Origin of the sequence: Pyrococcus kukulkanii (assembly GCF_041647995.1) — an archaeon.
In the GTDB taxonomy this organism is placed as follows: domain Archaea; phylum Methanobacteriota_B; class Thermococci; order Thermococcales; family Thermococcaceae; genus Pyrococcus.
The window spans coordinates 85,304-102,596 of sequence record NZ_JARRIB010000003.1 but is presented as its reverse complement, the minus strand read 5'-3'; the positions used below and the strand labels follow the sequence as shown (position 1 = coordinate 102,596).

General features: G+C 44.9%; 20 protein-coding genes, 1 other RNA gene and 1 pseudogene. 14 read left to right on the top strand and 8 right to left on the bottom strand.

Translation table 11 applies throughout. The features are described 5' to 3' along the window. Positions 1 to 116 precede the first annotated feature (116 nt). Positions 117 to 707: an indolepyruvate oxidoreductase subunit beta gene (locus tag P8X24_RS06860; protein ID WP_372914793.1), complete on the top strand. Its 591-nt coding sequence runs from the start codon at positions 117 to 119 to the stop codon at positions 705 to 707. Here P8X24_RS06860 and P8X24_RS06855 read toward each other — a convergent pair. Continuing rightward, positions 688 to 1,845 carry an MFS transporter gene (locus tag P8X24_RS06855; RefSeq protein ID WP_372915324.1) on the bottom strand — a complete coding sequence of 386 codons (1,158 nt, stop codon included), beginning with the start codon at positions 1,843 to 1,845 and terminating at the stop codon, positions 688 to 690. The two genes, P8X24_RS06860 and P8X24_RS06855, sit on opposite strands and share 20 nt — an antisense overlap. A gap of 86 nt (positions 1,846 to 1,931) precedes the next feature. Between P8X24_RS06855 and P8X24_RS06850 the strand changes: the two genes are divergently transcribed. The 4 genes from P8X24_RS06850 to P8X24_RS06835 are packed head-to-tail and all read left to right on the top strand — an operon-like array spanning position 1,932 to position 5,933. After that, the gene (locus tag P8X24_RS06850) at positions 1,932 to 2,846 is read left to right on the top strand and encodes a PhoU domain-containing protein (protein ID WP_372914791.1); all 915 of its coding nucleotides are present in this window, start codon (positions 1,932 to 1,934) and stop codon (positions 2,844 to 2,846) included. Positions 2,847 to 2,897: 51 nt separating this feature from the next. Further along, positions 2,898 to 3,815 carry an isoaspartyl peptidase/L-asparaginase family protein gene (locus tag P8X24_RS06845; RefSeq protein ID WP_372914789.1) on the top strand — a complete coding sequence of 306 codons (918 nt, stop codon included), beginning with the start codon at positions 2,898 to 2,900 and terminating at the stop codon, positions 3,813 to 3,815. A 5-nt stretch (positions 3,816 to 3,820) separates the two neighbouring features. After that, positions 3,821 to 4,993, top strand: a complete 1,173-nt coding sequence (locus P8X24_RS06840; protein WP_372914787.1) for an MFS transporter — start codon at positions 3,821 to 3,823, stop codon at positions 4,991 to 4,993. Then, positions 4,983 to 5,933, top strand: coding sequence for a radical SAM protein (locus P8X24_RS06835; protein WP_372914785.1), 951 nt, complete (start codon positions 4,983 to 4,985; stop codon positions 5,931 to 5,933). Before P8X24_RS06840 ends, P8X24_RS06835 begins: the two co-directional genes overlap by 11 nt. A gap of 13 nt (positions 5,934 to 5,946) precedes the next feature. Here the strand turns inward: P8X24_RS06835 and P8X24_RS06830 are convergent, their stop codons facing one another. From P8X24_RS06830 to P8X24_RS06820, 3 genes are read right to left on the bottom strand one after another with little or no spacing between them, the layout of a single operon-like run. After that, the gene (locus P8X24_RS06830; RefSeq protein ID WP_372914783.1) at positions 5,947 to 6,534 is read right to left on the bottom strand and encodes a potassium channel family protein; all 588 of its coding nucleotides are present in this window, start codon (positions 6,532 to 6,534) and stop codon (positions 5,947 to 5,949) included. Beyond that, positions 6,512 to 7,138, bottom strand: a complete 627-nt coding sequence (locus P8X24_RS06825; protein ID WP_372914781.1) for a potassium channel family protein — start codon at positions 7,136 to 7,138, stop codon at positions 6,512 to 6,514. Before P8X24_RS06825 ends, P8X24_RS06830 begins: the two co-directional genes overlap by 23 nt. A 52-nt stretch (positions 7,139 to 7,190) precedes the next feature. Beyond that, positions 7,191 to 7,982, bottom strand: a complete 792-nt coding sequence (locus P8X24_RS06820; RefSeq protein WP_372914779.1) for an SDR family oxidoreductase — start codon at positions 7,980 to 7,982, stop codon at positions 7,191 to 7,193. Between the two features lie 61 nt (positions 7,983 to 8,043). Here P8X24_RS06820 and P8X24_RS06815 point away from each other — a divergent pair, with 61 nt between their 5' ends. After that, the gene (locus P8X24_RS06815) at positions 8,044 to 8,655 is read left to right on the top strand and encodes a hypothetical protein (protein ID WP_372914777.1); all 612 of its coding nucleotides are present in this window, start codon (positions 8,044 to 8,046) and stop codon (positions 8,653 to 8,655) included. After that, entirely contained in the window at positions 8,645 to 9,445 is an 801-nt protein-coding gene (locus P8X24_RS06810) for a hypothetical protein (RefSeq protein WP_372914775.1), read from the top strand. The genes P8X24_RS06815 and P8X24_RS06810 overlap by 11 nt, the downstream gene beginning before the upstream one ends. On the opposite strand, the gene P8X24_RS06805 is transcribed toward P8X24_RS06810, so the two are convergent. Both P8X24_RS06805 and purC read right to left on the bottom strand, forming a co-directional pair. Next, positions 9,446 to 10,102 carry a TIGR00266 family protein gene (locus P8X24_RS06805; protein WP_372914773.1) on the bottom strand — a complete coding sequence of 219 codons (657 nt, stop codon included), beginning with the start codon at positions 10,100 to 10,102 and terminating at the stop codon, positions 9,446 to 9,448. A gap of 42 nt (positions 10,103 to 10,144) precedes the next feature. Beyond that, the gene (gene purC, locus P8X24_RS06800) at positions 10,145 to 10,852 is read right to left on the bottom strand and encodes a phosphoribosylaminoimidazolesuccinocarboxamide synthase (protein WP_372915322.1); all 708 of its coding nucleotides are present in this window, start codon (positions 10,850 to 10,852) and stop codon (positions 10,145 to 10,147) included. An 85-nt stretch (positions 10,853 to 10,937) separates the two neighbouring features. On the opposite strand from purC, the gene purF reads away from it, so the two are divergent. The 5 genes from purF (at position 10,938) to P8X24_RS06775 (ending at position 13,765) form a co-directional block, all read left to right on the top strand. Continuing rightward, positions 10,938 to 12,266: an amidophosphoribosyltransferase gene (gene purF, locus P8X24_RS06795; RefSeq protein WP_372914771.1), complete on the top strand. Its 1,329-nt coding sequence runs from the start codon at positions 10,938 to 10,940 to the stop codon at positions 12,264 to 12,266. A gap of 33 nt (positions 12,267 to 12,299) precedes the next feature. Then, positions 12,300 to 12,578, top strand: a complete 279-nt coding sequence (locus P8X24_RS06790) for a hypothetical protein (protein ID WP_372914769.1) — start codon at positions 12,300 to 12,302, stop codon at positions 12,576 to 12,578. 64 nt (positions 12,579 to 12,642) lie between these two features. Continuing rightward, positions 12,643 to 12,948, top strand: a complete 306-nt coding sequence (locus P8X24_RS06785) for a hypothetical protein (protein ID WP_372914767.1) — start codon at positions 12,643 to 12,645, stop codon at positions 12,946 to 12,948. A gap of 176 nt (positions 12,949 to 13,124) precedes the next feature. Continuing rightward, positions 13,125 to 13,364 carry a hypothetical protein gene (locus P8X24_RS06780; RefSeq protein ID WP_372914765.1) on the top strand — a complete coding sequence of 80 codons (240 nt, stop codon included), beginning with the start codon at positions 13,125 to 13,127 and terminating at the stop codon, positions 13,362 to 13,364. Positions 13,365 to 13,399: 35 nt separating this feature from the next. After that, on the top strand, positions 13,400 to 13,765 hold the full coding sequence (locus P8X24_RS06775) for a hypothetical protein (protein ID WP_372914763.1): 366 nt from the start codon (positions 13,400 to 13,402) through the stop codon (positions 13,763 to 13,765). Here the strand turns inward: P8X24_RS06775 and asnS are convergent. Then, positions 13,749 to 15,053: an asparagine--tRNA ligase gene (asnS, locus tag P8X24_RS06770; protein WP_372914761.1), complete on the bottom strand. Its 1,305-nt coding sequence runs from the start codon at positions 15,051 to 15,053 to the stop codon at positions 13,749 to 13,751. The two genes, P8X24_RS06775 and asnS, sit on opposite strands and share 17 nt — an antisense overlap. A 316-nt stretch (positions 15,054 to 15,369) precedes the next feature. Here asnS and P8X24_RS06760 point away from each other — a divergent pair, with 316 nt between their 5' ends. Continuing rightward, on the top strand, positions 15,370 to 16,368 hold the full coding sequence (locus tag P8X24_RS06760; RefSeq protein WP_372914759.1) for a hypothetical protein: 999 nt from the start codon (positions 15,370 to 15,372) through the stop codon (positions 16,366 to 16,368). A gap of 47 nt (positions 16,369 to 16,415) precedes the next feature. Further along, positions 16,416 to 16,473, top strand: an RNA gene (locus P8X24_RS06755) — C/D box small nucleolar RNA. 37 nt (positions 16,474 to 16,510) lie between these two features. Here P8X24_RS06755 and P8X24_RS06750 read toward each other — a convergent pair. Then, positions 16,511 to 17,188, bottom strand: a pseudogene (locus P8X24_RS06750) (peptide transporter); the annotation flags it as partial. Positions 17,189 to 17,293 lie beyond the last annotated feature (105 nt).

Below are 17,293 nucleotides of genomic sequence, written 5' to 3'. Positions count from 1 at the left end.
TTTCGCGACATGACCTTTAAAATTACCGGATGTAACATGGGTTGGGGCGGGGTCTTTGAGAGGCTTGAGCTTTAACTTTATATTTTTACGTATGCCAAGTATCCTTGGTGAGTGAAATGGAGTTCAACTTGATTATAGCTGGGGTTGGTGGTCAAGGCGGTTTGACGCTCTCGAGGATAATAGGGAACGCGGCGATGGTCGAGGGCTACAGGGTTAGAATTGGTGAAACCCTGGGAATGAGCCAGCGTTATGGTAGCGTTCTCAGCTATCTAAGATTTGGCGATAATGTTTACTCCCCACTCATAGAGGAAGGGAAGGCTAACCTAATGCTTGCCCTTGAGCCCGTAGAAGCTTTAAGAAACGCAAGGTTCCTGGGTAAAGATAGCTATGCTATAATAAATGCCTACCCAATCCACACCGCAACTACCCTAGTTGGGAAGGAGAAGTATCCTGAGCTCGACGAAATTAAAAGCGCAATCGCTAGGATATGCAAGGTTGATATGATGAACTTTCAGGCCGAAGCGGACAAGATAAACCCTAGAACCCTTGGTGTAGTTATGCTCGGTTATGCCCATGGCAAGGGCTTATTACCTTTAAAGAAGGAAAGCTTGGTTGAGGGCATAAAACTTACGCTGAGGGAGAAGCTCTGGGAGATAAACTTCAAGGCTTTAGAGAGGGGGATTGAGCTCAGTCGTTATGCCGAATGAAGAACGCGTAGAACATACCCGTTGCGAGGATGTACAGAATTGCAGTTGCATAGAAGGGGTAAGCTAGGGACACGGCAAACAGGACACCACCGGTGTAGTTACCCAGGGCTCTCATAAATGTTGAAAATGCTCTCCTTATCCCTGCCGCTGTTGCTTTTTCTTCCGTTGAGAAGAATCCCATCATGAATGAGTCGTTTACCGGCCATACTATGTTCATCAATATTGAACGAACCACATAAACGATCGCTGCTAGAAGGAACGTTGGTAAGGAGGGGAAGATAAGGAAGAGCAATGCCGCACTCCACTGGAAGTACGTGATGACCTTGACTGGGCCGATCCTCCTCACAAGGTTGGGGAGGAGAAATGAACCGAATCCCATGAGGAGCTGTTGGCCAAAGAACACCCAACTTATGTCCCTAATATCCCTTCCAAAGCGCATGTTGAAGTATATGCTCATAAAGGGTATCGTTATCCCGGCCCCGAGACCTATTATTGCACTTGGTAGGGAGAACTTTAGTATCTTAACCACCAGATCCTTCCTCCACTTGATCCTCTGCTCCTTTACTGGGACATCCTTTATTATGGCCAGTGCGGGGAGGACGATTGCAAACTGAATTAGGGCTAGGGATAGTGTAATCCTATATGCGATCTCTTTGGGCATACCGTTGCCCATTAGGTATCCAGGCAAGTATCCTGCAACGAGAACTCCAAGGGCATTTGCAAGGGTTCCGAGGCCGAAGGAATATGAGAACAACTTGTGTCTCTCTTCTTCACTTGAAACCTTTTCACTTAAAAGGGCCGAATAATTTGGATCCCTCAAACCCATATTTATGCCCACTAAAAAGAACCCCGCAATGAGCGTGAAGAAGTTGAATGCTAGGACTTGAAGGATCCTTCCAAGCGCTCCCAGGATGGCTGCTGCTATTAAGGTTTTCTTATATCCAATCTTTAGTGATATCTGGCCTGCAAGGAGAAAGAAAACTCCACCAGTTAAAGTTTGGATTGAGAAGAGGACGCCCATTTTGTCCATTCCGTAGCCTAGAACCTTAAGGTAGAATGGCATTATGAACCAAGAAAACTGAAGGAAGAGCTGGCCCACGGCAGTTGCTATGATCAGCACTGGAACGTCCTTCTCCATGTTTGTAACGAATGTCATAGCGTTTATAAGATTATCGAAGTGAGCTATTTATTGACGATATTGTCTAAATATCAATGGTGAAATCTATGGAGTTTAGAAAGATCCAGTTCACTGGTAGGAGTTCATATATAGTTTCCCTCCCTAAGGCTTGGGTTAAAGAGCATGGATTAAAACAGGGGGATATAGTTTCTCTCACGGTAAATCCAGATGGAAGTATAACGATTTTTCCTGGGAAACCAAGGGATCATGGACTTAAGAAGACTTTGAAGATATGTAAGAAGTTTTCTCCTGACATGGCCGTTAGGCTCGTTATCTCAGCATATATTCAAGGGTACGACACTATAGAGATAATCCTTGAGGATGAGATGCCTCTATATAAAGTCGCGGTTAGGAAGACGCTGCAGAGCCTTCCTGGGGTGGAGATAATACTTGATGAACCTCAGAAAATAGTAGCCAAGAGCTTGTTGGATGAGGAGGAGATAAATCTCGCTGAGTTGTTGGGGAGAATGAAGTCGATAGTAAAGTCGATGTTTGGAGATCTCGAGCTCATAATCCATGATCCTGGGAATAGAGAGTTGCTTAGAGATATAAATGACTTAGAGAATGAGCTTGACAGGTTCTACTTCCTCATAATAAGGGCTGTAAACAGGTTGCTATCGAAGAGGGGAGTCAGCGAGGAGAGTGGTATAATAAGGAGGACCTTCGATTTGATAGGGGTTCTCCTGATAGCGAGGAACATTGAAAGGATAGGGGATCACATAATAAGGATAGCTGAAAATCCAAGCGAGATCAACGTCCCTTACCTTATGGAAAAATTTACTGAAATGCTCTTCCAGGTAGAGACTAGGGACTTGGAGAAAGTTGATAAATTAATGCTCGAGCTTAGTGAAGAGGCCAAGAAAATAGATTACAGGGCTTCTATAGCAATGGACAGCTACAGGAGGATCCTTGAGTACCTAGAGAACATAGGTGAAACGATAATCAACATGGCGATAAGCTAACGTTTCCATAATTCTTTTAACCTTTCGACCTCGTTAAATATGGGGATAAAGATGGTTGCTATAATCGTTCATGGAGGAGCAGGTATTATAAGGAAGGAAGACAGAATTCCCAAGGTCATAGAGGGGGTTAGGGAGGCTGTTTTAGCAGGATGGAGGGAATTAAAGAAGGGCTCTGCCTTGGATGCCGTTGAAGAGGCCGTGAAGGTTCTCGAAGATAATCCTCTGTTTAACGCAGGAACGGGGAGTGCTCTCACAATAGATGGAAAAGTGGAGATGGATGCAGCCATAATGCGGGGTAAGACGCTTGAGGCTGGAGCCGTCGCTGGCATATGGGGGATTAAGAACCCGATAAGCGTGGCAAGGAAGGTTATGGAGAAGACCGATCACGTTCTCTTGGTTGGTGAGGGGGCAGTTAAGTTTGCGAGGCTGATGGGATTTCCTGAATACGATCCGGTAACGGAGGAAAGAAAGAAGCAGTGGGCTGAGCTTAAAGAAAAGCTCCTAAAAGGTGAAGTCAGGCACTGGAAGAAGCTTGGAGAGCTCATAAAGGAGTACCCCGAGGTGTTGAGGAGCACAGTTGGAGCTGTAGCCTTTGACGGTGAGGAAGTTGTAGCCGGAACTTCGACAGGAGGAGTATTCCTGAAGATGTTCGGAAGGGTTGGGGATACGCCAATAATCGGCGCTGGAACCTATGCAAATGAAGTTGCCGGAGCTTCATGCACAGGATTTGGGGAGGTTGCGATAAGGCTAGTTCTAGCCAAGACGGCCACCGACTTTGTACGCTTAGGGATGGACGCTCAGGCAGCGAGTGATGCCGCGATAAGTCTTGCAACCAAGTACTTCGGCAAGGATACAATGGGGATAATAATGGTGGACTCCCAGGGCAATGTGGGGTTTGCCAAGAACACTAAGCACATGAGCTATGCCTACATGAAGGAGGGCATGAAAGAGCCGGAGGCTGGTGTTTAGTGAGTGTGAGTGGAAGTTTCAAACATCTCTGGTTTCTTAACTTATCGACGTTCTTCTTTTTTCTGGGGATAAGTCTCCTTAATCCTCTAATCTCTCCCTATGCGATAACCTTAGGGGCCCAGCCGTTCGTCGTTGGAGTGGTTGCTGGTGTTGCGAGCGGTGTCTCCCTCATCTCAAAGCTGTTTGGTGGCTACGTTGGGGATAAAGGCTACAGGTTTCATGCGATGTTCCTTGGCAATATCCTTGGCATTGTAGCTGGGCTTTTGTACATCTTCTCGGGTCTTTCTGGGAGTATAATGATTTTTGCCTTGGGGAGAGCAATCCATGGTTTTGCCATGGGCATTTTCTTCCCCTCCTCCCTGTCGTCGGCTGTGGACTTGGCACCTGGGGGGAGGATAGGAGAGGCACTTGGATGGAGGGGCATGATGTTCTCTCTCGGAAACATCGTGGGACCTGCTATTGGAGGATTCGTCTCAGATAAATTTGGCTTTACCTTTGCCTTCGCTTTGACTATTGCGTTCTCCGTGCTTGGTGCACTTTTTGTGCTCTCAGTGTGGAGAGAGATAAAGGAGATTCAGGCAGAGAAGTATGAGGAGCACGCGAGTTATAGGGAACTCTTGAAGCCCTTCTTCATTTCAGCTTCTCTTGCGCTCTTCTTTATCTCAATGGCTTACTCTGGCGTAGTCACTTTCTTACCGGCTTTATACAAGGTTTCAGGTTTAGGCCAGGGCGTGTTTGGTATCTACATGATGCTGATGGGCTTCTCTTCATTTCTCACGAGGTTAGTTGGAGGTAAGAGCGCTGATAGAATGGGGCCAATCCCCGTTGCGAGGTTTGGGATCTTCATGATCTTCCTGGGGTATCTCTTCCTGCTCAAGTTTAAGTTTCCTCCCTATTCCTATGTTCCTGCGGTTGTGTCTGGACTAGGCTTCGGGCTTTCGCTTCCAGCCCTCCAGGTCATGGCATTGGCTAGGTTGCCTCAAAAGATAAGAACCATGGGATCAAGTATATACACGATGTTCTTTGACTTAGGGACGCTTTCAGGTCAAGTTGTATTAGGCTACGTCGCTCAGCTTAAGGGGTACAGTGGAGTGTTCCCTATTATAGCTTCCCTTCCAGTTGTCTCAATAATTTTGGTAAATGCTCCCCTTTTGTGGAGGGATAGAAATGAAAGTTAGAGTGTCTTACGGGACTGCAATTGCCATGGGCCTAATAAAGGCCAAACTCCTCGCGAGGCCAACCACGGCTTATTTAATGACGTACCATGAGGGTAAGTGCTTGAACGACTGCAAGTTCTGTCCCCAGGCGAGGTCGAGTAGGGCAAGTGCCGATAAGCTTTCAAGAGTTACTTGGCCGGTATTTGATCTTTCTCAGATTGTGGAGAAATTTCCTCAAGGAGGATTTAAGAGGATATGCCTCCAGACGATAGACTATCCTGGTCTTACTGATGATATTTTTACAGTCCTCGAGGCGCTCCAAAAGCTTGAAGTCCCAATTTCAATCTCAATAACTCCAGTTAAGAGGGATATTCTTGAGAAATTTAAAAGATTTAACGTTGACTACATTGGGATAGGTCTGGATGTTGCAAGTGAGAGATTATACAAGGAAATTAAGATCTCAAGATATTCTTGGAGGGATATGTGGGACTTCCTTGACAACGTCGTTAAAGTGTTTGGTAGAGGTAGGGGGGTTGCCCACATAATAGTTGGACTCGGAGAGACTGATCGTGAAGTTCTAAGCACGATATTCGAGGTTTACAGGAGAGGTGGTATTGTGTCACTCTTTGCGTTTACCCCTATCAAGGGGACCCCACTTGAGAACTACAAACCTCCATCCGTAAAGAGGTACCGTCGGATTCAGTGGGCTCACTATCTCATAAAGACTGGAAGAGCTACTTTGGGAGATTTTGAGTTCGATGAAGAGGGTAACTTAGTAGGATTCCCCAGGGATGGCATTAATCCAATGGCCTTCGTAACCCAGGGGTGCCCTTGGTGCAACAGACCCTACTATAACGAAAGGCCTGGTAAAGAACCTTACAACTTCCCGAGCGCTGGTATGGTGGATATTGAAAATATTAAAAGGGAGTTACTTTTTTCTTCTGAAAGCCTCGCCCTTTAGGGCGGGGAGGAGGTCAGTCTAGCTCTTCTTCCTCTTCCGATTTCTCATTTGAAAGCTCCCTCAGCTTATCTATTCCTGCCCCAACCGCTATTAGCACGTCTCCCTCCTTTATCGTTTCGTCGCTTGAGGGGTTGTATATGTACCTGTTCCCCCTCTTGATGGCTATCAGCCTCACTCCGATCTTTGAAGGCAACTTTAATTGTTTCAGGGTTTGTCCAATTAGTATCGAGCCTGGGTGAACCTTAACCCTGCCTATCTCCTCCTCAACATCATGCATTATCTTCCTTATTATTGGGTGGGGTTCGACATCCCTCAGTACTATGTCAGCGATCTCATAAGCTGAATCACTTATCTGCTCGTTTATCGTGGCCATCTCTATAACGCTTAGCATGCTTTCGGGGTCATCCAAGTTCTTTGCTGCCCTTAATGCGAGTTTTTTCACCTTTAGCGTTAGCTCATCAATCTTTTCCTCGAGAATGTAAACTTCCTCCGCTATTTCCTCGCTGTTGTACATGACTGAGGAGAGGGCTAAGTCCACCATCAAGGAGGAGAGGTTCTTCATTTCAATCAGGCAGTCTTTAATCTCCTCTAACTCTTTCATTTCCTATCACCCTAATTACACCCCTGGCAATCTCCTTTAGCTGGTCTATTGAAGTTCTCGTGCCCCTGCCTATGAGTATATCCCCAGCTCTTATCCTGAACTCCTTATCGGGTCCAAATATCCATCTCTTCCCTCTCCTAACGGCTATTATCCACACTCCCGTGTTGCTTGCTAGCTCAAGCTCTCCCAGTGTCCTTCCGACGAGTACAGAATCTGGGGAGACTAATATTCTTCCAATTATCTCTTCCCCCTCCAAGATAGTCTCCTTTATTATTGGATGCAACTCCACTCCCTCTAGAACCATCTTTGCTAGGTCACCTGCAGCATTTGATATGTCCTCTATTGCATTTGCCATCTGGAGTATAGTCGTTGCCTGTTCTGCCTCTTTAACATTTCTCGCTGCGAGAACTGTATGGGTCATTAGTTGGTAGTTGAGGAGATCCATCCTCTCTTCAAGGTCAAGAACTTCCTCTGCTATCTCTTTATCTCCGAAGAGAATTGATGCATACGCAAGGTCAATCATGAGCTCAACGGTGTTCTTCATTTCTATAAATATCTCCTTCACGCTTTTAGGTTCGTACTTAAACTCTTCGATATCCTCCATCTCTCCTTGACCCCTCCGGAAGTATGTAAATTAAAAAGAATTAAAAGTTAACTCAGAACACCGAGTTTAACCTTCCCCCATCAATGGGTATCATCGCACCGTTTATATAAGCTCCAAGATCGCTCGCTAGGAACGCCACAAGGTAGCCTATTTCCTCAGGCTTTCCGAGCCTTCCGAGGGGAATTGGGCTTGCGTAGTCTTTCAGAGCTTCCTCGAGAGTTTTGCCTTCCCTCTCAGCTTTATCCTTTGCGAGCTGTATTACCCTGTCTGTCTCTATTATCCCGGGCATTATCCCGTTAACGGTTATTCCCTTGGGTCCAAGTTCCTTTGCTAGCGTCCTTACGAGACCTGCCAGTGAAATCCTCACGACATTGCTCAATGCTATGTTTGGGATTGGTTCTTTAATTGCAACGCTCGTTAGATAGATAATCCTGCCGAACTTCTTCCTCTCCATCCCTGGGACTAGTTCTCTTGTGATGTAGACTGCTGGATAGAGGAGAAGATCTACTGCGCTCTCCCAGTCCTCCATGGTCATTTCCATGAAGTAGCCCGGCTTTGGTCCCCCGGTTGAGTAGAAGAATATATCTGGATCGCCAATATCCTTAACTTCCTTAACTGCCCTAGCGAGATCATCCCTCTTGGTTAAATCGGCGACTATGTACGAAACGTTAACATCTGCGATCTCTTTAATTTTCTCCTTGGCTCTTTCTAGGTTCTCCCTGCTCCTTGATAGTAATATAACATCCGCTCCTGCCATTGCCAAAACCTTTGCAACACCGAACCCTATCCCCTTGCTTGATGCTGTTGTAAATGCGAGCTTTCCATTGAGATCAATCTTGAGCATTGGCATCACCATCTTAAGTTCTACAACAATGTTTAATATCTTCTTCTGCTAATTTAACTTGATGATGATCAAGGAACTTGAAGTTGAGGCAAGAAAATTTGAAGAGAGAGCAAAGGTTCTTGAAGAAGTTCTTGAGAGGAGGACATCTTCCTTGACCTCAAAATATGAACAGAGTTTGAAAAGGGGAAATTATCTATCTGTTTTGTTTGTAGTAGTTCTACTCCTTGAATTCTTGGTATTGATGCTTTTTAGATCAAAATTCAAGATTATAGGGGTGGATATAAATAAAATCCTCTATGTTCTCTTGGTATTTTTGGCATTCTTTTTGTTGTTCCTGTTTCTAGGGAAATGGAAGGAGGAAGAGGATGTAATGGATATTAAGGGCAAAATTGAGGAGTATAAAAAGGTCAGTAAGTTTTACTACAAATTAAAAGATGCAATTGAAAAGGGAGATATGGATGGAGTTATGAGAATAGCTGATGAAGTACTTGAAGATCCTATGCTCTCTAAAGCACTAGAAAGCTCTGGTGTAGGAGATCCCAAGGTCATAGCGTATTCCCTGTACCTTTATGCAAACAGAGATAAAGTTGATAATTCAGAAGTTGAAGAAGTTAAAGGCATATTAAAAGGCCCATTAAGAAAAATGTTTGAGGGTGAATCTAATGAGAATTGAGGTTCCATCCAAGGAGTATATGAACGAACTTTCTAGGTTATTAAGCAAGGCTGGAATAATGAACAAAACTAAGGAGGAGGTTGAGTGGGAGGTATCACATGTTGTGAGTATACAGAAAAAATTTTCTGAATTTAGGGAAGTGGAAGTTGAAGAAGTTAGAACAAAACTTGATGAGATTAAAAGCGTGTTTAGCTCGCTTATTCATAAGCTAAGAGAACGTGAAATATCATTCGAAGAACTAATTGACGATCCTTCAGTCATTGAGATATTGGAGGCTTTAGAGAAGGCAGAGGCAATAGAGATCACTGATGATGGAAAGATAAAGTTAATAAAAAATATTCCTCTCGAAGAACTTGAAATCGAGATTGAGCTGCCAATAGAGGAAGTCTGGGATAAAGTAGAGGAGCTCGAAAAAGCTGGAGGCAAATTGGTTACTGAAGTAAAGTTCGTAAAGCGATATTATGTTGAGATCATGGAGGTTGAACTTGAAGCAATTCAAAAGGCCTTAGAGATAGCTGAGGAATACACTGAGGAGGAATCCCTTCTTGAAGCGACTATTTCAGGGATCGCTAAGAGTGCGCTGGCTCAGGTAATACTTGCCTTGGTAAAGGAAATAAGGAAAAAAGATGAGCTTTTGGAGGTTCTCTTGTCCATGGAACCTATCAACTTTGAAGGGGAAAAGGCGACCATGAGAATTTATTTTGAGGAAGATGCCATTGAAGATCTGCTCAAGGAGTTGCAGACCCTAGGATATCTAAAAGTAAAGGGGAACAGGATATGGTTCTACTAATCAGGATTTTTGGAGGTGTGGTAATAGCCAGTTTAGGAAACCGTCTAGGCTTCTAGTCTGTATGTAGACATCGCCAGTGCCTCTGAACTCAAATACTAGGCCTTCGCCGCTGAAGAGGGTGCTCTTAAGCCCTCCCATCCTTTTTATCGTGAAGTCTATTCCTTCGGTAAACGCTACCATATGTCCAGTGTCTACGATTAGGCTTTCTCCATTGAGTGATATCTTTTGAATCGCTCCATAGCTTGAGAGGAACACTACTCCCCTGCCTCGCATCTCCAAGAGAAAGACTCCTTCCCTTCCAATAAAGGTAGTAGCTCCCCCAAACTTGACATCTATATCTATGTCCTCTGAGGCAGCTATGAAGGCCCCGCTCTGTGCGTACAGCTTTCCATCGACCTCAAGCTCGATTATGTCCCCAGGGTATCCTGGGGCAAATCCTACTTTGCCAGGTCCTCTGAAAACGTTGACAAAGAAGCTCTCCCCGCCTAGAATTGATCTTTTAAGTGCTCCGAATATCCCTCCCCTTGCTTTGGTCTCTAGGGAAACTGTTGGATCCATATAAACCATCGCTCCAGCTTCAGCCTGAACCGCTTCTCCAGGTCCAAGCTGAATCTCTAAAAGGGAAAAACTTGGCCTGTGCTCTATCTTGTACTTCATGTTATCACCAGAATTAGTTGGGAAAGGGGATAATAAACTTTCTTAGAAAGTTGGTGCTTCTTCACCTGTGAGCCTCCTGTAGAGCTCCCTGTATGCCTCTATTAGGTCTCCCTTGTCGAACCTGAACACGTCCTTGTCTAGACTCCTCTTAGTTTTGGCGTCCCAGAATCTGCACGTGTCTGGGCTTATCTCATCAGCCAACACTATCTCACCTTTCTTGTTCTTCCCAAACTCAAGTTTGAAGTCCACGAGGGTTATCCCCCTCTCCTCGAAGTACTTTTTGAGTATCTCATTCACCTTTAGGGCAATCCTTTCCATTTCCTTAATTTCCTCTTCGCTGACGCCTAGAATCTTTGCGTGGTAGTGGTTTATCATTGGATCGTGGAGTTCATCACTCTTATAATACAGCTCGACTATGGGTTCTGGCAATTCATAGCCTTCCGGAAGGGGAAGCCTTTTCTTTAAGCTTCCCGCGACCACGTTCCTCACCACAACTTCGATTGGGTACATCTTGAGCTTCTCAACTATCAGCCTGTTATCTCCAGCAACGCCAATGAAGTGTGTCTTTATTCCATGCTCTTCAAGGAGTTTGAATAGTCTCGCGGAAATTTGAGCGTTCAGCCACCCCTTTCCCTTGAATTTTGCCTTTTTAACTCCATCAAAGGCCGTAGCATCATCTTTAAACTCCATTATGAGCTTGTCCTCGTCAATGGGTATCACTTTCTTCGCCTTTCCCTCGTATACCTCCATAATTTTCACCATATTCATGTAAAAATCATAATCCTTTTAAGAGTTTTTAAACATATAGCTGGCAAAGGCAAGAAGAGGTGAAATAATGAGAGAAAAGTGCGGGATATTTGGGGCGTTAACCCAGGAAGCCCCTAAAAAGGCATATTTCGCTCTCATAGCTCTTCAGCATAGGGGTCAGGAAGGTGCGGGGATCAGCTTTTGGGATAATGGAATCAAGACCGTTAAGGGTCACGGCCTCGTTTCTGAAGTCTTCAAGGAGAACTCCCTAAATGGGGCTAAGTCCAAGCTTGCAATAGGGCACGTGAGGTACTCCACATCTGGATCGTTAAGCGAGGTTCAGCCCTTTGAGGTTGAGTGTTGTGGTTATAGGCTTGCAATAGCCCACAACGGCACCTTAACTAATTTTCTTCCTGTGAGAAGGAGGTACGAAGAGAGAGGATTTAAGTTTAAATCTTCTGTTGATACCGAGCTTATTGGTGTTTCTTTTTTGAGGCACTACAGCGAGCTTAAGGATGAGTTTGAGGCTATGAGAGAGGTTTTCAATGAAGTTAGAGGGGCTTATTCTATCGTCATGCTCTTTAATGGAAAGCTCATAGTTGCGAGGGATCCTGTTGGATTTAGGCCTTTAAGCTATGGTATTGGTGATGGCCACTATTTCGCCTCCGAGGATTCTGCCCTTAAGATGTTCGGGCTTGAAACAAGGGACGTTGAGCCCGGGGAGGTTTTCGTAGTTGAAGAGAATGAAGTTTACAGCAAAGTTCTGGCTAAAGCCGAAAGAAGGCACTGCGTCTTTGAGTACATATACTTTGCAAGGCCTGACAGCATTATTGACGGGATAAGCGTCTACTGTGCCCGCTACAGGATGGGCGTTGAGCTCGCCAGGGAGAGCCCTGCTGAGGGTGACGTCGTTATTGCCGTCCCCGACTCAGGGAGAACAGCTGCATTAGGCTTCGCCCATGAGAGCGGAATTCCTTACATGGAGGGGTTGATAAAGAACCGTTACATTGGGAGAACTTTCATAATGCCCGCCGGTAGGGGGCTGAAGGTAAAGCTAAAGCTTTCACCCGTTAAGGAGGTTGTAAATGGAAGGAGGGTAGTGCTTGTTGACGATTCCATAGTTAGGGGAACGACCATGACGAAGATAGTGAAAATGCTGAGGGATGCTGGCGCTAAGGAGGTGCACGTTAGGATAGCCTCCCCGCCGATAAGGTACCCCTGCTACATGGGGATTGACATTCCAACGAGACACGAGCTCATTGCAGCGTGGAGGAGCGTTGAGGACATAAGGAGGGAGATAGGGGCTGATTCTCTTGCATATCTAAGCATTGAAGGCTTAAAGAGGGCTGTTGGTACTGACAAGCTCTGCATGGCATGTTTAACTGGGGAGTATCCAAAATGGGCTTTTGACTTCTAAACGTTTATATCCATGGAATTTGAATGTTACCTGGTGGGACTAATGCTATTTAACCCAAGGCCAAAGACTACCAGGGAAGAGCTTTATGACAGGGAATATGAGCTCGAATCTATAAAGAAGTTCATCGAAAAAAAGATTGGACTTATTGCGATTTTTGGAATCAGAAGACTTGGAAAGAGCTCATTGGTCAACGTCGCATTAAATGAAATTAAATATCCAAGCGTTAAGATTGATGCTGCCAAGATATATTCTGAGTTCGGTGAAGTTCCAAAAGAAGAAGTAGTCCAGGGCGATCCTCCGCGAATTGGTTAAATATTCGCCTCTCGAGAAAGTTCGAGAGATCTTGGGAAGCATAAAAGGTATAAAAGTTCTTGGGGTGGAATTTGAGGTTACCCATGAGGTAAGCCTCTCCGAAATCCTTGAGAGGTTGAACTCCATGGGCAGATTTGTCATCGCTATTGATGAAGCTCAGTACCTTAGGTTCTCAAGAACAAGGTATGATATGCTGATTTCTTGGGCCATAGATGAGCTTGAAAACGTAACCTTCATCCTAACGGGATCCGAGGTGGGATTGCTCGAGGATTTTCTCAGGCTTCACGACCCAGAATCACCTCTCTTTGGAAGGCCCTATGCCGAAATCAGGCTTAGCAGGTTCAGCTATTCGGAGAGCTATGATTTTTAAGGAGGGGATTCGAGGAGTTAAACCTCGAAGTTCCAGAAGAAGAGATAAGGGAGGCCGTTGAGGAGCTTGATGGTATTGTTGGATGGTTAACGCTCTACGGTTATAACCGGTATCTCGGCTATTCTCACCTGAAGGCGCTTGAAAAGCTGAAGGAAGATGCAAAGAGATTAATAAATTTGGAGTTCTCAAAGTTGAAGAAGTTATCAAAGAAGTATGAACTTATAATGAAGATAGTTGCCCAGGGAACTCATAGGTGGAGTGAAATAAAGGAAAAGCTTGAACTAATGAGCGGGAAAATCGATGACAAAAGATTCTCCGACTTGCTTAAGAATTTAGTTCGTTATGGCTATCTCGAAAAGAGGGACGGCGGGTACTTCATTCCCGATCCTCTAGTTGAAGTTGCCTTCAGACGTTGACAATATTTTTAAGGGTAGTTCGTGAATTCTAATTCATGAAAATTGGAAAGACTTTGCAGATAATTGGGGTCATTGTAGGGTTTTTGTTCTTCACGCTGGCTTATCTAAAAGTTGGTGGATGGGTCTATTTCCTAGCTCTGGCTTCAATTGGGCTGATATACTTTGGAACTGTTTTGGATGCCTTTGAAAACTATAGCGGGAACGTCAGAAAGTTCAGGATACTTAAAGTTACGATGATCCTCTTCTGGGCTTTGTCTTTCGCGTTTGTGAGTGATTACACGCACTCAATTATTGTGGGGATAATAGTTGGTATTCCCTTCTGGATTCTCGCGGTATACTTTGGGAATAAAGTTAGGGAAAAGAAAACCGTTAGGGTTGCAGTGATCATGGGTAAATTCTAGCTGGAGTCCTTGGGAAGAGCGTGGCCCACCTTATATGATCAAGCTTCAGAACCCACGCAACAAGTCTCTCAACACCTAAGCCAAAGCCACTGTGCGGCACTGAGCCGTACTTTCTCAGGTCAAGATACCACTCATAGTCTTTGGGGTTCATTCCCTCCTCTATTATCCTCTGAACAAGCTTATCGTAGTTATCTTCTCTCTCCGATCCTCCAATTATCTCTCCGTAGCCTTCCGGAGCTAGCATGTCTGCTGCTAAAACCTTCCTGGGGTCTTGAGGATCCTCTTTCATATAGAAGGCCTTAATGTGCTTTGGATAGCCGTAAACGAAGAATGGCCTGTCGAACTCCTCCGTGAGAACCCTCTCCTCATCGGCCCCCATATCATCTCCCCACTCGATCTTTACGCCTTTGTTCTGGAGTATTTCTATTGCCTCGTCGTAGCTTATCCTTGGGAATGGTGGTTCTGTGTTCTTCAGCGTTGTTAGATCGTCCCTAAACATCTCTATTTCCTTTTTCCTTAACTCGAGCGTTCTCTGAACCATGTAACTCACTAGTTCCTCTTCGACTTTCATTATGTCCCAGAGATCCATCCAGGCCCCCTCAAGTTCGAGATGCCAGAACTCCGTTAGGTGCCTTCTAGTCCTGCTTTTCTCTGCTCTAAAGCTTGGAGTGAGTGACCAGACCTTCTCAAGGCCAAAGATTGCGGCCTCCAAATACAGTTGGGCGGATTGGCTCAGGTAAGCGTACTTATCAAAGTATTTAAGCTTAAATAGGGTTGCTCCCCCTTCCACGGCCCCCGTCACGAGTATTGGGGGAAATACTTCGTGCCATCCGTTCTTCAGGAGCCACTCCCTCGCTGCCATAATGAGGGTTTCCTTAACCTTCATTATCGCTGAGACTTTAGGAGTTCTTATGTGGAGGTGCCTATAGTCGAGCAATAACTCAGGACTTGCTTGCCCTGGGTTCTCTGGAATTGGGAACTCGCTTACGGCCTGTATTACTTCAAGTTTTTCGACGTGAACTTCTGCCCCTCCTGGGGCCCTCTCATCAGCTTTAACTATTCCCTCCACTATAACACTCGACTCTCTTCCAAGCTTCTTTGCCTTCTCAAAAACCTCCTCTCCAACTATGTTTTTGGCAATTACAGTCTGAACTATTCCAGTTGAGTCTCTAATCCACAGGAATATCTTCTTCCCAACTCTCATGTTGCTGTAAACCCATCCGGCGAGCTTGACCCTCTGGCCATCAAGCTCTGGTTTTACCTCTCCACAGTACGTCTTCTCGATCATGAGCATCACCTTAACTGGGCCTTCTTCTTGACCCTTCTATATAAATCCTTCGGTTATTTGTTCAAAATTTTTCAAAATATTTGTCAAAAAGCAGGTCAGCGAAGGGCGTGGTCATCATCTTCTCAGCAAAGCAAAAGCTCTTCATCCCCTGTAGGCCCGGCCGGAACCCCCGGTTCACGATTCCCCGGAGAGGGCGGGAGCCGGGCCCATGCTTAGCTTTACCTTTGGAAATATAAAACTTTGCGAAATCTGTATAAACTTCAAATGCTTAGAAATTTTTAAGGCTCCTCTTCTGGGGGCCTTGGAGGTGTTAAGTTTGAGAAAATTCGTTGTATTGTTGGCCCTTGCAGTCGCTGTTCTAATAATCAGCGGCTGTATTGGGGGCAATGTTCCCACTAAAATGCCCATGGAATCAGAAGTTCAGGAGACTACACCTCAGGAGAATACGCAGTCAGAAACCCAGGAAGAGTACGGGACTTGGGCCTCTCCTTGGGACGTTTCCAAACCCATTGAAATTAAAGGAAAGAAGTACCATATAGCTTCCCTAAGGTACGAGTACAAGGTCAGGTACCCTGGATCTAATGAAGTCAAAGAGTACACGGTAATAAAGGAAAGAAAAAAGGCGAAAATAGAAGTTTACGGCTCTAGCTTTAACTCCGAGAGTGGAGAAATCGAGAAAGTTAAGATTGGGGAGTATGAGGTCTACGAATACTACACGGAACTTATCCCCAAGAATGGGGATGTGCTTGAGGTCTACGTTTGGACGAACGGTGAATCCGACGTTATGGACATGTACTTTACATTCCCGGTTCCTGCTACTATGATATTTGCCGGCCAGAACTTCGTTGCTATCAAGCTCATTAGCGGTGACAAAATGTACGAGATGTACAATCCAGCCGGTGTTGGGAACTATAATTACATGCCTTACGAAAATGGAGATCTCGGCTGGTTCACTAATTCAGAAGAGGTTGAGAACCTGTATGGGAGCTTTTTTGCAGTATATCAGTTTCCATTTTGGTCAGCCTTAGAGGAGGAGAACCTCTACACACCTGCTGAAGAGTCGTTCTCTTACATGGGCATATCTTACAACTACAGGATAACTCCCCAGAGTACTGTTGTAGTTGCCGGTCATAAATTCAGGACTTCAAAAGTTGAGTGGACGTACTCCTTTACTGGCCAGGGTAGTGCAAAGGGTTATGCTGTCCTTACCTCATCCCTTCCGGTTCCATTGCAGCTTGAGGGAGTATTTGCCGTTCAGGGTCAAGCTTGGTACGCTTACATGAAGCTCCTTGATATAGGCCTTAAAGAGGCCTGAATATTTTTAAATTTTTATTTAAGGAAGAGAACAAGGAAAAGGGAAATAGGGATGATGAATTTTTCCCTCACTCTGAACTGTGATGAGGAGCCGATGCTCTGACCTCTATTAATGTATACTCTTTCTCTGCTATGAACACTGGTTCTACTCTTATTCCCCTAATTATTAGCCTGTCCCCATATTTCTCCTCTAGCTCCTTCTTATAGTTAGAGATGACTCCTTCGGGCATTTTGACCTCTGCAACAACTACATTGTCATCTCCTTTGTGCAGTTCTATTCCTGATTTAACTTTCGTTGCAAAGAATACGTCCATATGGGGTTCAAATGCAGCATCGTAATCATCATTGCTTTTGCCTCCTTTCCTTGTTAAATATATGAAGGTGACCCGCAAGTATAGGTCTGCCTTGTAATCCTTGTCCACTCCCACTTTTAGTTCAAGTTTGCCAGACTGTCCCTCTTTTAGTACCTTTATTGGGCTAACTATCTTTCCATTGACTTTTGGTGGTTCAGTTAGGACACCAACAGGGCCTTTTTGAACTAGAATGAATCTGTACTTCTCGGCTTGGGGTAGTGTTACATTAACGATTAGGGGAGTCTCGTTTATGTGGCTCATATACTTAATTTCTCCTATTTTTATCCTTCTAACTTCAGTTCCATTTATCGCCTCAACGTAGAGTGTGGCGTTTTTAATGTCCCTTCCAAACGCCGAAATGTATAGTTTCAGTGTGTGCTCCCCAGGGGATAAAGTTGTGATGGTCTTCCAAGTTCCGTTTATTAATTCTTGGAGCTTATAGATGGCAAAGGGCGTAAACTTGTACACGACGACGTTTCCGTATTGGTACACTGGATCAAAGTTTGAGAATAACTTGTCCGTGAATTCTGGCTCTGTTGACGATGGAATTCCATAAGCTAGCTTTACGAAATT